This is a genomic window from Micromonospora sp. BQ32, from assembly GCF_059358895.1.
Window position 1 is genome coordinate 167,815 of the sequence record NZ_JCADBI010000008.1, and the last position, 13,687, is coordinate 181,501.

The 13,687-nt window shown below is 71.4% G+C and carries 15 protein-coding genes; 9 read left to right on the forward strand and 6 right to left on the reverse strand.

Features of this window, described 5'->3' with window-relative positions:
* The first annotated feature begins 18 nt into the window (after positions 1 to 18).
* Together AC5L30_RS17595 and AC5L30_RS17600 are read left to right on the forward strand one after the other, a co-directional pair.
* Positions 19 to 1,443, forward strand: coding sequence for an ATP-binding protein (locus AC5L30_RS17595; protein WP_494868476.1), 1,425 nt, complete (start codon positions 19 to 21; stop codon positions 1,441 to 1,443).
* 145 nt (positions 1,444 to 1,588) lie between these two features.
* Entirely contained in the window at positions 1,589 to 1,942 is a 354-nt protein-coding gene (locus AC5L30_RS17600) for a hypothetical protein (RefSeq protein ID WP_274525072.1), read from the forward strand.
* 101 nt (positions 1,943 to 2,043) lie between these two features.
* Here the strand turns inward: AC5L30_RS17600 and AC5L30_RS17605 are convergent, their stop codons facing one another.
* Positions 2,044 to 2,823: a D-Ala-D-Ala carboxypeptidase family metallohydrolase gene (locus tag AC5L30_RS17605; RefSeq protein WP_494868478.1), complete on the reverse strand. Its 780-nt coding sequence runs from the start codon at positions 2,821 to 2,823 to the stop codon at positions 2,044 to 2,046.
* 304 nt (positions 2,824 to 3,127) lie between these two features.
* On the opposite strand from AC5L30_RS17605, the gene AC5L30_RS17610 reads away from it, so the two are divergent.
* Together AC5L30_RS17610 and AC5L30_RS17615 are read left to right on the forward strand one after the other, a co-directional pair.
* The gene (locus tag AC5L30_RS17610) at positions 3,128 to 3,760 is read left to right on the forward strand and encodes a DUF6642 family protein (RefSeq protein WP_494868600.1); all 633 of its coding nucleotides are present in this window, start codon (positions 3,128 to 3,130) and stop codon (positions 3,758 to 3,760) included.
* Positions 3,761 to 3,802: 42 nt separating this feature from the next.
* The gene (locus AC5L30_RS17615; protein WP_494868479.1) at positions 3,803 to 4,267 is read left to right on the forward strand and encodes a PPOX class F420-dependent oxidoreductase; all 465 of its coding nucleotides are present in this window, start codon (positions 3,803 to 3,805) and stop codon (positions 4,265 to 4,267) included.
* Positions 4,268 to 4,289: 22 nt separating this feature from the next.
* On the opposite strand, the gene AC5L30_RS17620 is transcribed toward AC5L30_RS17615, so the two are convergent.
* Both AC5L30_RS17620 and AC5L30_RS17625 read right to left on the reverse strand, forming a co-directional pair.
* Positions 4,290 to 4,931 carry an NAD(P)-dependent oxidoreductase gene (locus AC5L30_RS17620; protein WP_494868481.1) on the reverse strand — a complete coding sequence of 214 codons (642 nt, stop codon included), beginning with the start codon at positions 4,929 to 4,931 and terminating at the stop codon, positions 4,290 to 4,292.
* Positions 4,932 to 4,983: 52 nt separating this feature from the next.
* Positions 4,984 to 6,216 (reverse strand): serine hydrolase domain-containing protein, encoded by a 1,233-nt coding sequence (locus tag AC5L30_RS17625; protein WP_494868482.1) that lies wholly within the window; start codon positions 6,214 to 6,216, stop codon positions 4,984 to 4,986.
* A gap of 97 nt (positions 6,217 to 6,313) precedes the next feature.
* Here AC5L30_RS17625 and AC5L30_RS17630 point away from each other — a divergent pair, with 97 nt between their 5' ends.
* From AC5L30_RS17630 to AC5L30_RS17640, 3 genes are all read left to right on the forward strand, one after another.
* The gene (locus AC5L30_RS17630) at positions 6,314 to 6,907 is read left to right on the forward strand and encodes a pentapeptide repeat-containing protein (protein WP_494868483.1); all 594 of its coding nucleotides are present in this window, start codon (positions 6,314 to 6,316) and stop codon (positions 6,905 to 6,907) included.
* Between the two features lie 295 nt (positions 6,908 to 7,202).
* Positions 7,203 to 8,048: a hypothetical protein gene (locus AC5L30_RS17635; protein WP_494868484.1), complete on the forward strand. Its 846-nt coding sequence runs from the start codon at positions 7,203 to 7,205 to the stop codon at positions 8,046 to 8,048.
* A 117-nt stretch (positions 8,049 to 8,165) separates the two neighbouring features.
* Positions 8,166 to 8,495, forward strand: a complete 330-nt coding sequence (locus AC5L30_RS17640; protein WP_494868486.1) for a hypothetical protein — start codon at positions 8,166 to 8,168, stop codon at positions 8,493 to 8,495.
* 45 nt (positions 8,496 to 8,540) lie between these two features.
* Here the strand turns inward: AC5L30_RS17640 and dacB are convergent, their stop codons facing one another.
* Both dacB and AC5L30_RS17650 read right to left on the reverse strand, forming a co-directional pair.
* Positions 8,541 to 10,124 carry a D-alanyl-D-alanine carboxypeptidase/D-alanyl-D-alanine endopeptidase gene (gene dacB, locus AC5L30_RS17645; protein WP_494868487.1) on the reverse strand — a complete coding sequence of 528 codons (1,584 nt, stop codon included), beginning with the start codon at positions 10,122 to 10,124 and terminating at the stop codon, positions 8,541 to 8,543.
* Between the two features lie 66 nt (positions 10,125 to 10,190).
* Positions 10,191 to 10,907 (reverse strand): MIP/aquaporin family protein, encoded by a 717-nt coding sequence (locus tag AC5L30_RS17650; protein ID WP_494868488.1) that lies wholly within the window; start codon positions 10,905 to 10,907, stop codon positions 10,191 to 10,193.
* 49 nt (positions 10,908 to 10,956) lie between these two features.
* Between AC5L30_RS17650 and AC5L30_RS17655 the strand changes: the two genes are divergently transcribed.
* Together AC5L30_RS17655 and AC5L30_RS17660 are read left to right on the forward strand one after the other, a co-directional pair.
* Positions 10,957 to 12,090 (forward strand): NAD(P)-binding domain-containing protein, encoded by a 1,134-nt coding sequence (locus tag AC5L30_RS17655; protein ID WP_494868489.1) that lies wholly within the window; start codon positions 10,957 to 10,959, stop codon positions 12,088 to 12,090.
* Positions 12,091 to 12,282: 192 nt separating this feature from the next.
* The gene (locus tag AC5L30_RS17660; RefSeq protein ID WP_494868490.1) at positions 12,283 to 12,564 is read left to right on the forward strand and encodes an adhesin; all 282 of its coding nucleotides are present in this window, start codon (positions 12,283 to 12,285) and stop codon (positions 12,562 to 12,564) included.
* 9 nt (positions 12,565 to 12,573) lie between these two features.
* Here the strand turns inward: AC5L30_RS17660 and AC5L30_RS17665 are convergent, their stop codons facing one another.
* Complete coding sequence (locus AC5L30_RS17665) at positions 12,574 to 13,641, reverse strand: beta family protein (RefSeq protein ID WP_494868491.1); 1,068 nt, start codon at positions 13,639 to 13,641, stop codon at positions 12,574 to 12,576.
* Positions 13,642 to 13,687: the final 46 nt, after the last annotated feature.

Sequence of the window (13,687 nt, forward strand, 5' to 3'; positions counted from 1 at the left end):
GTAGTGTCAGGAGTAGTCGTGGACGGCTTTGTCGGACGGGACCGTGAACTCCACCTCCTGGGCGGCATGCTCTCTCGGGTGCAACGGGGCGGCCGTGCTGGTCGGCCGGGGCGGGCGCTGCTCATGCGTGGTCGCCGGCGGGTAGGCAAGTCCCGACTGGTCGAGGAATTCGTGGAGCGGGCCGAGGTGCCGTACCTCTTCTTCACCGCCTCCGCGCAGCCGACCGTCGCAGCCGAGCTCGCCCTCTTCGTGGAGGAGGCGGCCGCCTCGACACTGCCGGGCGCGCAGATCCTTCGAGAGCAGCAACCACAGACCTGGGACGCCGCGCTGACCCTGCTCGCCGCCGCGCTGCCGTCCGATCGGCCGAGCGTCGTCGTCCTGGACGAGATGCCGTACCTCATCGCGAGTGACCCGGGCTTCGAGGGGACGCTGCAAAAGGTCTTCGATCGCGAGTTCTCCCGGCGACCGGTACTGCTGATCTGTGTCGGATCGGACCTGGCCATGATGGAAGCTCTCAACGACTACGGCCGCCCGTTCCACCAGCGAGCCACGGAGATGGTCATTCCGCCGCTGAGCCCGGCCGACGTCAGCGACATGCTCGGCCTGTCCGCCGCCGACGCGTTCGACGCCTACCTGGTGTCCGGCGGTTTGCCGCTGATCCTCGACGAGTGGCCGACCGGTGCATCCGTCCACGAGTATCTGACCGACGCGGTACGGGATCCGACCTCTGCCCTGCTGGTCAGCGGCGAGCGCGCACTGGCGGCGGAGTTCCCGCCCCAGTCCCAGGCGGGTCTGGTGCTGCGGGCCATCGGCTCCGGTGAGCGAACCTTCTCGCTGATCTCCCGCGCGGCGGGGGATCTGCCGCAGGCATCCCTCAACCGCGCCCTGCGCCTGCTGACTCAGAAACGGGCCGTGGAGGTCGCCGTTCCGCTGTCGACCAAGCCGTCGCGGGAGACCCGGTACGCGGTGGCCGATCCGTACCTGCGCTTCTGGCTGTCCTTTCTGGGGCCGCACCTCTCCGAGATCGAGCGGGGACGGGGCGACCTGACCCTGGACCGGATCGACCGGTCGTGGACGTCCTGGCGGGGTCGGGCCATCGAACCTGTCGTCCGGGAGGCGCTGCGCCGGCTGCCCAGTGACCATCTGCCGGCGGAGGCGGCGACGATCGGCGGCTACTGGACCCGGACCAATGATCCGGAGATCGACATCGTCGGTGCCGACCGTGCGCCCGTCGCTCAGAGCATCAGCTTCGTCGGATCGGTCAAGTGGCAGGAGAGCCGGCCTTTTGACGCGCATGACCTGGGCCGGCTACTCCTGCACCGGTCTCGGCTCCCCGGTGCCGACGAATCGGTGCCTGTCGTCGCCGTGTCGCGCAGCGGCACCGCTGTCGACGGCATCCGCGTGTTGTCGGCGGAGGATCTGCTTACCGGGTACGGGAATTGAACTTTCGTCGGGTGCCCGCCGTACCCATGGCTGAGGATGTCGGTGCGGTGGGTCCGCCGTACCGCTGCCGAACTGCGGGAGGCCTGCCGTGCGAGTTGGTGAGCAGTCGACGGATCCCATCGATCAGGTACTGGGTGAGGTGCCAATGCCGGCACCGCTGACTCCGGAGGATGTCCGGCTCGCGGTCCGGGCGGTGGTCGTGCACACCGCCGAGGAGTGGCCCACCGGGCCGCTGTGCCGTAACGACGGCGCCTCCTACCCGTGCCGGCTGCACCGCTGGGGGCGACGGGTGTTGGAGACACACGGGCTCAACGAGCGGCAGATCGAGGCGTTGATCCGGCATGGCAATCCGTTCGTGCACGTGCCGTTCCCGTTCACGGCGACCGGGCCGTCGCGGCAACAGGCCGCGCGGGTCGTCCCCCAGGGCGTACGGCCCACCGCTGCTGGCCGGTCGGTGACTCCCCCCGTCACCGCGCCGCGCTGGCCCCGGGCGAGCTGAGCGCGTTACCCCTCCGCCCACCAGACCCGGGGCGACATGACGTCGGCCCGGCGCGAAGATTCCCCCTCCGCGTCGGGCCGACGTCGCTCTGAGCGGGTGGCTCAGTTGCCGACCCCGCAGTCCGGAGCGGCCCAGCTCGTCGTGTTCGAGCTGCGGTCGCTGTTGTTCTCCCGGCGCGAGTCGACGTGCACGTGGTCGTCGTGGTCGGGGTAGCCCGGCCCGTAGATCCCACTGAAGCCGTTGTTACGGGCGCCGCGGGCGACCTGGCACAGCGAGGATGTCCGTGAGGTCACGTCCGCCGCGTTGCCGTACAGGTGTTGGCTGTCGGACGCGCCGCCGACCTGGTTGTTGCAGGCGTGACTGCGGAAGCCGCTGGACACGTTGAGCGGTTTGTCGCCGAGGCTCTTGCGCAGCGCCTCCAGCTTCCACATGGTGCGCAGCGCGTTCTGCTTGGTCTGGTTCGCCGACAGTGGGCCGCCGCTCCATCCGCTCCCGCCGCACCCGTTGTCCAGCTCGTTGTAGCTGAAGTGTGCGGGCGTGCAGTCGTTGTCCTGGAGTTGGTACAGCTTGGCGAAGGTCTGTGGGCCGGCGACGCCGTCGGCGCGCAGCCCGTACGCCTGCTGGAAGCGCTTGACCGCGGCGGCGGTCTTCGGCCCGTAGCGGCCGTCGTTCTCCACGATGTCCCGGTAGCCGGCCCACCCGGCGACCCGGATCTGCAACTGGCGGACGTCGTCGCCGGAGCGCCCCTGGGTCAGGGTGCGGTTCCAGGTGTAACAGCCGTCCGCGTGCGCCGCCGGTGCGGCGATCACCGTGGCGATTGCGGCCCCCGGCAGTGCCAGGGCGAATGCGACGGCTACCCGCTTCAAGGTGTTTACGCGCACAGAAGTCCTCCCGATAGGAGAGCGAATGGGGTGGCTCCGGGACATCGACCGAGAAGTCCCGTGATTTCCACCCTCGCACTGATCAGTGCCGTTGGAGGTAGTTAACGAGAATCGTCCTCACAATCCGCCGTCCCTGTGTATTGGCTGGGAATTCGGTTGATTTGCGAAACAGTCATTTCCGGCTGATCAGCCATCCTGCGGCCAAGCGCACCGAACGTCGCAATCTGCCACACGCAGGGTGATGTTCCCGAGGCGATGGCGGCCGGTAACGTCAGCCCCGGGCGGTGGACTGGCGGAGGTGCGCGTGGCACGCGGTGGCGTCTTCTGTGTCGAGGGTCAGTGGCACCGTGACCTCAACGAGCGGGGCTCGGTGCTGCCCACCCTGGAGCTGCTGGAGCGGCTCGGCAAGATCCGCTTCATCCACAAGGACGCGGCCACCCGCGACGAGCTGTTCTACTTCCTGGACCGCTGGCTGCTCAAGCAGTACGCCGACCACCGGGTCGGCTTCTTCGCCATGCACGGCGAGCCGAGCCGGCTCTGCCTCACCGACTGGCAGTCCGTGGAGTTGAACGAGGTGGCCGAGCTGATGGCCGGCCGCGCCGAGGGGCGGCGACTCTATTTCGGCAGCTGCTCGGTGCTGCGCGCCTCGGACGCGGTGCTACGCGAGTTCCTGGAGGTCACCGGGGCCGCGCTGATCTGCGGTTTCACCCGAGAAGTCGACTGGGTCGAATCGGCGGCCTTCGAAACCGTCCTCCTCGACGTGCTCGCCAACGGCCAGCGACACAACGCCGCCGAGCTACGGATGGGCTCCGCCCACTGGGCGCCACTCGCGTCGTACCTCGGTTTTCGGGTGATCTACGCCAACGGTCGGGCCTGGCGTCCGTCCGGCCGCCCCCGGGTGCCCACCCAGGCGGTGCACCGCACCGCGGCCCGCTGACCCGCTGCCGCCGCGGGGCCGGCGCCCTGGTAGGAACGGGGGATGGCGCGCAGCATCGCAAGGAACACCCGGGTCGACCGGGACGGCCTGCTCGACTTCCTCCGGCCGCGACACCGCGTCGTGCTGATGACCACCCGGGCCGACGGGCGCCCGCAGTCCTCCCCGGTCTCCGCCGGGGTCGACGGGCAGGGGCGGCTGGTCGTCTCCACCTACCCCGAGCGGGCCAAGGTGAGCAACATCCGCCGTGACCCCCGGGTCTCGGCCTGCGTGCTCAGCGACGACTGGAACGGCCCGTGGGTGCAGCTCGACGGCACCGCCGAGGTGCTGGACCTGCCCGAGGCGCTGGAGCCGCTGGTCGAGTACTTCCGCAGCATCTCCGGCGAGCACCCGGACTGGGACGACTACCGGGCGGCGATGGTGCGTCAGGGCAAGTCGCTGATCCGGGTCACCATCGACGCCTGGGGTCCGATCGCCACCGGCGGCTTCCCGGCCCGCCTCGCCGACTGACCACGGCTGGCCCGCACTCCGGTCAGTACGCAACGGTGAAGCGGGCGTTCTGGTGTCGCGGCTGCTCGATCTCGTCGATGACCGCCACCGCCAGGTCCTCGTAGGTGAGCACCGAGCGGCCCTGACGATCGGTGACCGGCTGGTCGGTGCCGGTGCGGTAGTGCCCGGTGCGCGAACCGGGGTGGAACTCCAGCGGGGGTGGCGAGACGTACGTCCAGCTCACCCCGTCGGCGGCGGTGCGGTAGTAGTCCAGCGCGTCAGCCTGGCCCAGCGCCGACTCCCGGTACTCCGCCGGGAAGTCCGGCTCGTCGAGAATGCGGGTGCCGCCCGGGGTGAGCAGGGTGGACCCGCCGCCCAGGTGGATGATCCGCGGTGCGGCCGGCATCCCCCGCAGCGTGGTCACCAGGTTCTCCGCCGCGTTCCGCCACAGCTCGCGCTCGCCGCCGCCGATCGCCACGACCAGCGCGTCGGCGTCCGGCGCCAGCTCCCGGACACTCCGCTCACTGGTCGCGTCGCCGGTGACCGTCCGTACCCCGGCCGGCAGGTACGAGGTGGCCTCCGGGCGGCGGACGGCGGCGATCACCCGGTGCCCTCGGTCGACCGCCTCGGCGGTGATCCGCGACCCGGCGGTGCCGCCCGCGCCAAACACGACGATGGTGCTCACCAGCCCAGGCTAGGGACTGGGCCGGCCGCCCGTCGGCGGAACGACGATCCCGTCAGTCGACCAGGGCGGCGTAGACGAGCTGGCGTAGCTGGGAGCGGAGCGGGTAGGTGCTCGACGGCATCAGCTGGGTGAACAGCAGCGCGGTGATCTCCTCGGCCGGGTCGACCCAGAACGCGGTGCTGGCCACCCCGCCCCAGTAGTACTCGCCGACGCTGCTCGGCAGCCGGCTGGGGATCGGGTCGTCGACCACCGCGAAGCCGAGGCCGAAGCCGACCCCGTCCAGGGTGGTCTCGGCGAAGCCGCCGGTGGAGAGGGTGCCCAGGTCCTGACCACCGGGCAGCTGGTTGCGGGTCATGAACCGCACCGTGCGCGGCCCGAGTAGCCGGACGCCGTCCAGCTCGCCGCCGCGCAGCAGCAATTGCGTGAATCGGTGGTAGTCGGCGGCGCTGGAGATCAGGCCGCCACCGCCGGAGAGCAGCGCGGGCTTGCTGAACGCGAGCTTGCCGAGGCTGTCGTAGCGGACCGCCCGGCCGCTGCGCGGTTCCGGTACGTAGAGCGCGGCCAGTCGGTCGGCCTCGTCGCCCTCCACCCACCAGCGGGTGTCGGTCATGCCCAGCGGGCCGAAGATCCGGTCGGCGAAGAACGCGTCGAGACTCTGCCCGGAGATCACCTCGACGAGCCGGCCGAGCACGTCGGTGGCGACGGAGTAACCCCACGCCGAGCCGGGCTGGAACAGCAGCGGAAGCTCGCCGAAGGCCGCGCAGGCGGTGGCCAGGTCGACGTCCGCCGGCGGGTACAGGTCGTAGCCGGCGGCCCGGTAGAGCCCGTCGACCACCGAGGTCTGTATGAAGCCGTACGTCAGGCCGGCCGTGTGGGTGAGCAGGTGCCACACCCGGATCGGCTCGACCGCCGGCACCGTGTGCGGCTTGAGCACCGACCCCTTGGAGTAGACCCGCAGGTCGGCGAACTCGGGCAGCCAGCGGCCGATCTCGTCGGTCAGCTCGAACCGGCCCTCCTCCCACAGCATCATCGCCGCGACCGAGGTGACCGGCTTGGTCATCGAGTAGATCCGCCAGAGCGTGTCGGCCTCGACCGGCGTGCCCGACTCCCGGTCGCGCAGTCCGTACGTCGAGGAGTGCGCCACCTCGCCGCGACGGGTGACCACCACCTGCCAGCCGGCCAGCCGGCCGTCGTCGACGTACCGACCGAAGTGCTCGTCGATCCGCGCCAGCCGCGCCGGGTCGAAACCGATCTGATCCGGGTCCTTGCTCCGAGCCACACTCACGCCGCCGAACCTACTCGCCGGTACGCCGACCCCGGAAGGGGCCCGGTGCCGGCCACGCCGGCCGCCGGCTGTCGGCGGCGCCCACTAGCCTGGCCGGATGCCGGAGTTGATCGAGGACGTGACCTACCGCAACGAGGACTGGTACGGCGAGGAGCTGACCGACCGGCACTTCGTGGGTTGCGAGTTCTTCGGGGTGGACCTGACCGAGGCGGTGAGCAGAGGCGCGGTCTTCACCGGGTGCACGTTCGGCAACGTGGCGTTCAACGCCTCCCGACACGTCGACTCCGCCTTCACCCGTTGCGTCTTCCGGCGGTGCAACTTCTTCGAGGCCGAGTTCACCGGCTGCAAGCTGGTCGGCAGCACCTTCAGCGAGTGCGATCTGCGTCCGTTGACGGTGGACGGCGGTGACTGGTCCTTCGCCGCGCTGCCCGGCGCCGACCTGCGCGGCGTGCGACTGACCGGGGTGCGTATGCGCGAGGTGGACCTCACCAGGGCCAATCTCACCGGTGCTACCGTCACCGGTGTCGATCTTTCCGGCGCGCAGCTGAACCACGTTCGGCTCGGTGGCGCCGACCTGCGGGGCAGCGATCTCACCGCGCTCGACCCGACGGTCGTCGAACGGGCCGGTGCCGTCATCGACGTCGAGCAGGCCGTGGTCATCGCGCAGTTGCTCGGCTTCCGGATCGGTTGACACCAAGGGCGCTCGTGGTCTGCCGAAGTGTCCGTCCAGGCGGGCCAGGTTGTCCGACAGCGTCCCATTGTGGGCTGGACACGTCCGGCAGTCCGGATCTAGCGTGTCGTCCACGCCCGTGTAAACGTGAAACGGCCCACAGTGGACGGTGTGGTCCGCGGCGGTCCAGAACGGCCGGGCGGTGGAGTTGGAGGGGTCGGTGGCGGACGAAGACCGCACGCGGGCTGGTTCAAGGGCTGCTGATGCGCCGCCGAGGCACCGTCCGCGTGCCATTACCGCCGGGGTGACCCGCAGCGTGTCGCGCCGAGCCCGACAGCGGCGACGCTGGGCGGTGGAGGGAGTCGCCGTACTCGCCTGCCTGGTGGTGTTGATCTCGTACCTCAGCACCCGATCCGGCCCGGAGCCGGACGACGACCAGGCGGGTCCGGGCGGCGTGCCTGCCGGGGCCGCCCGTTCCCCCGGTCTCCCGGCCGCCGACGGGCGCACCGGCGAGGCGGGGCCGGCCACGCCCGGCCTACGTCCGCGCCAACGCCCGCCCTCACCGGACCCGACGCCGTCGGCCAGCGCGCCCGCCCCGCCCCCGGCCAAGCCGGGTCCACCGACGCTGTCGGTGAGCCGAGCCGAGATGCCCGCCTCCGTCGACCTCACCGCCGTGGGCACCCGGGACTGGGTGCACTGGGGGGAGCGGGACGGCAGGTCGACGAACCGCAAGCGCTCCGGCTCCGGCGAGATCATCGACGGGGGTGGCACCGGGAGGCGGGTCGGCTGGGACGGCAACCAGGAGTACGTGCGCTGGTCCGACGGCGCGCCGGAGCGGTCGACGAACGGCAGCTCCAACGGCGTCTACACCTGCGGTGCCGGGAACGGGTTCAACCTCGCCATCGCCGGCAGCGGCGGGCCGCGCACGGTCCAGCTCTACGGCGGCATCTGGATGGCTCGGGGGCGGCTGGAGGCGCGGCTGTCCACCGGCGGGCCGGTCAGCACCGCACGACTGGAAGACCCCTACACCAGTCAGAGTGCCCAGTTCACCATCCGTTTCACGCTGCCGAAGGGTGCCCGACTGCTGTTGAACTGGACCGTCGAGAAGGTCTTCACACCACACTGCGGCAACGTCGGCCTCCAGGCCGTGACGGTGCGCTGACTGACTGACCGATCGCAGCGCCCGCAGACAGCGGGACAGTTTGTCCGTCGCCGACTGTCGAACGCGTCGTAACTTTCTGCTGTCCCCATCCGACCATCCAGTGTGGAGGCAGCGGAGATGAGTAGCAGCACCGCCCACCGCGTCCGTCGTGCCGCTTCGTCCGGCACCGGTGAAGGGTCCGGGGAGGTTCTTCGCGACATTCCCCTGCCGCCGTACGTGACGGGCGAGGACACCCAGTTCGCCGTACGGGCGGTGGTGGTACACGCCCCCCGGCGGTGGTCCGGGGGCGTGGTCTGCCGCAACGATGCCAGCCCGCACCCGTGCCGCCTGCACCGCTGGGGCACCCGGGTGCTGGCGCTGCGCGGGCTGCGGGCCGCTGAGATCGCCGCGCTCATTGAGCGTGGTGACCCGACGGCGGTGGTCCCCCCGCCGAACCGTCCGGCCTGAGCGCTCGCCGGGCCGGGAGGCGCGTTGACGCCTCCCGGCCGCCGCTCAGCAGGTGATCGGTTTGACCCAGGAGCACTCGACGCCCTCCGGGGTGCGCGGCGTCTCCGGCACCGCCGGCGGTGCCACCCGTGCCGTCGACGCGCCGCCCTCGCGGAAGCCGGCCAGCGCCACGGCGATCTGGTCCTCCAGTGACTTCACCGACGCCGTCAGGTAGTTGTTCAGCAGGATGGAGAACGCCAGCAGCCGACCATCGGCGCTGGTGACGTAGCCGGAGAGCCCGGAGACACCGGTCAGGCTGCCGGTCTTGGCGTGCACGTTGCCCGCCGCCGGCGTGCCGGCCATCCGGCTGCGCAGGGTGCCGCCGACGAACCGCTCGGGCTGGCCGGCGATCGGCAGCGCCGCGTACCAGGTCGCGAACCACGGTTCGGCGCGGACAGCGCTCAGCAGGTCGACGAACTCCGTCGCCGGGACGAGGTTGCGCCGGGACAACCCTGAGCCGTCACGCTGGCGCAGTTTCCCGGTGTCCATTCCGGTGTCGGCGACGTACTCGCTGATCGCGGTGAGTCCGGCCGTCCAGGTGCCCGAGCCGGAGAGCACTCGACCGATCTCCTTGGTCAACACCTCGGCGTGCCCGTTGTTGGACAGCTTGAGGAATGGCGTCATCAGCTCACCCAGGCTCATCGAGTCGTGGCGCGCCACCGGGTGGGCCGCCTCCGGGGTGGGCTGGCCGAGCACGGTCCGGCCGAGCACCCGGACGCCGTGACGGTGCAGCGCCGCCCGGAACACGTCGGCCGCGTAACCGGTGGGTTCCCAGACGGTGACCCAGTCGCTGGCGGGCTCGTCGCCCACCGCGATCTGACCGGTCACCACGACGGTGTTGCCGCCGTGTTCGCGCTCGATCGAGATCGAGGTCTCGCCGTCGCTGACCGTCTGGGCGCGGTTGTCGACGCGGACGTACCCGGTGGCTGGGGTGGTGGTGACCACCGGCGGGGCACCGGCCCGGTCGGCCGGTGCGGCGTGCACGATCACGGTGCCCGCGTCGTAGTCGGTGTCCGGGGCGACGGTCAGCGCGGAGACCTGGGCGGCGTAGTAGTAGGGCTCGTCGTCCCAGGTCCAGTCGGGGCCGAGTCGGGTGCGGTCGTAGCGGGTGTCGTCGGCGACCAGGTTTCCGGTGACCACCCGCACGCCGTCGGCGGCGACCTGCGCCGCGAGCGCGTCGTAGTCGGCGGCGAGCATGGTCGGGTCACCCCCGCCACGCAGGTAGAGGTTGCCGGAGAGCAGGCCCGCACGGCGCTTGCCGCTGGCCCGTACGTCGGTGCTGAAGCGGTGCCCCGGGCCGAGTAGCTCAAGGGCGGCGGTCGAGGTCAGCAGCTTGGTGTTGGACGCCGGCACCAGGCGGCGGTCACCGTTGCGGTCGTAGAGGGTCTGTCCCGTGCTGGTGTCGACCACGACCACCGACGCCTGCGCGCCGGTCAGCCGGGTGTCGGCGAGGATCGCGTCGATGGTGGCGCGCAGGTGGGTCGTCGCGGCGGTGGGCGACTCGGCCGTGGCACCGGGCGCGCCGGCGGTGGCCGCGGTGGCGACCAGCACGAGCAGCGCGAGGGCCCGGGGAAAGTGACGGCGATGCATCCGCTGATGCTGCCACGGAGATATTCGCCGGAGAAGGGCCCCAGGCGAAAGATATTGCCGTCTGGGCTATTTCGGGGTGCCCACCGACTTCTCGTGGCCACCCCAGTAATGCCGCTGCGCCCCCATGACCAGTGGTGCGACCAGTGCGGCGAGCGCCCCGCCGAGCAGCGGGAAGACGATGAACACCCAGAGCTGCCGTAGGGCCACGCCGCCCTCGAAGACCGCCGGGCCGAACGCGCGGGCCGGGTTGACCGCCGCGCCGGTCAGCGTCACGCCCACGAGTTGGGTCACGGCGAGGGCCAACCCGATGGCCAGCCCGGCGGTGCCCGGGTTCTCGCTCCGACTGGTCACCACGAGCACAACCAGCACGAAGAGGAAGGTCAGCACGACCTCCAGCACGGCGGCGCCGCCCCGGTTGATGTTCGCTCCGTACCCGTTCGTGCCCAGCGCGCCGGTCTGGTCCGCGACGTCACCCCATCGGGTGAGCGCCCAGAGTACGAAGGCCGCGACGGTCGCGCCGACGAACTGCGCGATCCAGTACGCCACCGCCCCGAGCACCGAGATCTTTCCGGAGAGCAGCACACCGAGCGTCACCGCTGGGTTGACGTGGCTGCCGGAGAGTGGGCCGATCGTGTAGACCAGAGCCACCATCACGAACCCGAAGGCCAACGCCACCACCACCACGCCGCCCTGGACCCGTGCGGCGATCGCGCTGCCCACTCCGAAGAACACCAGCAGCAGGGTGCCGAGGAATTCGGCCGCGTACCGACGGAAGTCGCTCATTCACTCAGCGTAAGTGCAGGTCAGGTGGTCGAAGCCGGAATGGGGGTCTGTGATCGGCGCGACGGTCGAGAGCGGGCACAGCGGCGACATCCGGGGCGTTGTAGCCCACGTGGACACCCACTCCGCGGACGTCGTGGTGATCGGTGCCGGGCAGGCCGGCCTGAGCGCCGGCTATCACCTGCGCCGCACCGGCTTCGCGCCCGGCAGCGGCTTCGTCATCCTCGACGCCGACGACGGGCCCGGCGGCGCCTGGCAGCACCGCTGGCCCACGCTGGTCTTCGACCGGGTGCACGGCTTCCACGACCTGCCCGGGCTGCCGCTCCCGCCCACCGAGCCGCAACGCCCGGCTGCCGAGCAGGTCAGCGCCTACTTCGCCGCGTACGAGAGCACCTTCGACCTGCCGGTGCGGCGGCCGGTGCGGGTCCAGGCGGTGCGCTCCCGCCCCGACGGCCGGTTGGATGTGCACACCGACCGGGGCGCCTGGACCACCCGGGCTCTGATCAACGCCACCGGCACCTGGACCCGACCGTTCTGGCCGCACTACCCGGGCCGGTCGACGTTTCTCCGACGCCAGCTGCACACCGCCGACTACCGAGGGCCGGCCGAGTTCACCGGCCTTCGCGTGGTGGTGGTCGGTGGCGGCACCTCGGCCGTGCAACTGCTCGGCGAGGTCTCCACCGTGGCGGCGGCCACCACCTGGGTGACCCGTCGGCCGCCGACGTTCAACGACGAGGAGTTCGGCCCGGAACTGGGCCGCGCCGCGGTGGCCCGGGTGGACGAGGCGGTCCGCGCCGGCCGACCGCCGGGCAGCGTGGTGGGCGTGACCGGACTGCCGGTCACCCCCGAGGTACGCCGACTGCGCGAGCGCGGCGTCCTCGACCGGCTACCCATGTTCGACCGGATCACGCCCGACGGGGTCGCCTGGACGGACGGGCGGTTCGTGCCGGCGGACGCGATTCTCTGGTGCACCGGCTTCCGGGCGGCCATCGACCATCTCGCCCCGCTGGGGCTGCGTGCGCCGGGCGGCGGTATCACGATGGACGGCACCCGGGTGGCCGCCGACGCACGGGTTCACCTGGTCGGGTATGGCCCCTCGGCCAGCACCATCGGGGCCAACCGGGCCGGCCGCGCGGCGGTCAACGAGATTCGCGCGTTGCTGGCCCCGGCCGCCGCTCTCCACTGACCCGGCTCTATTTGACGGATGCCCGGTGAGCAGGCACGGTGGGAGTGACGGGGCCGTCAGCTGCCCCGATCCGATGCGACGGCGACGACCGTTCGCCCCTCTGTCGCCTCCCACGTGTGCTCGTACGCGGGCCGATCGTCCGGTCCGCGCGGTATCCGACCGCGAGCCGAGAATCCACGAGGAGTTCCGCCCATGCTCACCATGACCGATAACGCCGTACTCGTCATTCGTGACCTCGCCAACCAACAGGACGTCGCCCAGGACGGCGGGGTGCGGATCGCCGCCGACGCCGAGGCCGGCTCGCTCACCGTCGAGTTGGTGCCCGAGCCGGCACAGGGCGATCGGGTGGTCGACAACCAGGGCGCCCGGATCTTCCTGGACGAGGACGCCGCCGAGCTGCTCGGCGACGCGTCGGTGGACGCCACCGTCGACGACGAGGGCATCATCCAGTTCGGTTTCACCGAGAAGCAGTAGACCCGGCCGTCACCGCAGCGATCGGCCCCGCTGCGGCGGGCCCTGCCCGGGGTGCCACCTCGGCGCGCCGTCACCGGCCGGATGCAACAGGGTGGCGAGCACGTGGGCCAGGTGGTGCGAGGTGCTCCACGCGGCCCAGTTGGCGGCCGAGCCGGCGCCGGCGCCCCTGCGGGCCCGGCGTAGCAGCTCGTGGTCACCCCAGGAGAAGGCCGCCCCGGTGGGTGGCCAGTGTGGTGCCGACACCAGCGTGCGACACAGGTCGGCGAACCGGTCGTCACCTCGGCCACCGCGTCGCGCCCAGCGGTAGACCCACCAACTGCCGTCGTCGGTGTACCGCACGGTGGGCAACCGGTCTCCGGGATCACCGGTGCCCGGCCCGGCCGGGTGAACGCCGTAGTCGCCGTAGTCGACCCCGGTGTCGGCCAGTCGTCGCCACAGTTGCCAGTCCCAACGGTCCAGTTGGACCGGTTCGTCGGTGGGCAACCGGGACAGCGTCGGCGGCATGCCACCGGCGGCCACCGTCACCGACCGCCAGGCGTGTCGGCGCGCCCAGTCCAGCAGGCGGCGCACCCGGGGTTCGGCGGTTCGCACATCCGCCGGGCAGCACACGTCCCCCGCGTCCACCAGCAGGTCGCACTCCTCCGGGGCGAGACCGGTGAACCGCCAGATCCGTTCCACGGCGGTGGTGCTCGCGTCCGGCCCAGCCCGATCCTGGCCGGTCCGCAGCCGGATGAGCGCGCGCCGGCCGTACGACCGCGCCGCCGCGCCGTGCGCGACCAGCCGGTGGTCGCCCTCCGTGAGCCCGATGACCGGAACCACCGGTACGCCCCAGTGGGTCAGCTCCGCCTCGGGGATGTCGGGTAGCGCGCTGACGTCGACGGCGGGCAGCAGCCCGGCTGGCAACCGGCCGACGGCGTCCATCATGGACCGATCGATCGCGCCGACCTCCAGGACGGGGGCGATCAGTGCGGCGTACGAGGGATCGAGGTGGCTCAGGGCCTCAAGCTCGCCTCGTCGGCTGGCGAGGATGGGGCGGTAGACCGGCGCCGCCGCCCGGCCCCCGTGGGCGGGCACCATACTTCAATCTAGCCAGGTATACGCAGAGCCCCCAGGAATGTAAGCC

Excerpts from the sequence above, each read along its gene's own strand:
- dacB (WP_494868487.1), bottom strand. The coding sequence starts at position 10,124 with ATGCATCGCCGTCACTTTCCCCGGGCCCTCGCGCTGCTCGTGCTGGTC.
- AC5L30_RS17600 (WP_274525072.1), top strand. The coding sequence starts at position 1,589 with ATGCCGGCACCGCTGACTCCGGAGGATGTCCGGCTCGCGGTCCGGGCG.
- AC5L30_RS17665 (WP_494868491.1), bottom strand. The coding sequence starts at position 13,641 with ATGGTGCCCGCCCACGGGGGCCGGGCGGCGGCGCCGGTCTACCGCCCC.
- AC5L30_RS17640 (WP_494868486.1), top strand. The coding sequence starts at position 8,166 with ATGAGTAGCAGCACCGCCCACCGCGTCCGTCGTGCCGCTTCGTCCGGC.
- AC5L30_RS17660 (WP_494868490.1), top strand. The coding sequence starts at position 12,283 with ATGCTCACCATGACCGATAACGCCGTACTCGTCATTCGTGACCTCGCC.
- AC5L30_RS17615 (WP_494868479.1), top strand. The coding sequence starts at position 3,803 with ATGGCGCGCAGCATCGCAAGGAACACCCGGGTCGACCGGGACGGCCTG.
- AC5L30_RS17630 (WP_494868483.1), top strand. The coding sequence starts at position 6,314 with ATGCCGGAGTTGATCGAGGACGTGACCTACCGCAACGAGGACTGGTAC.
- AC5L30_RS17650 (WP_494868488.1), bottom strand. The coding sequence starts at position 10,907 with ATGAGCGACTTCCGTCGGTACGCGGCCGAATTCCTCGGCACCCTGCTG.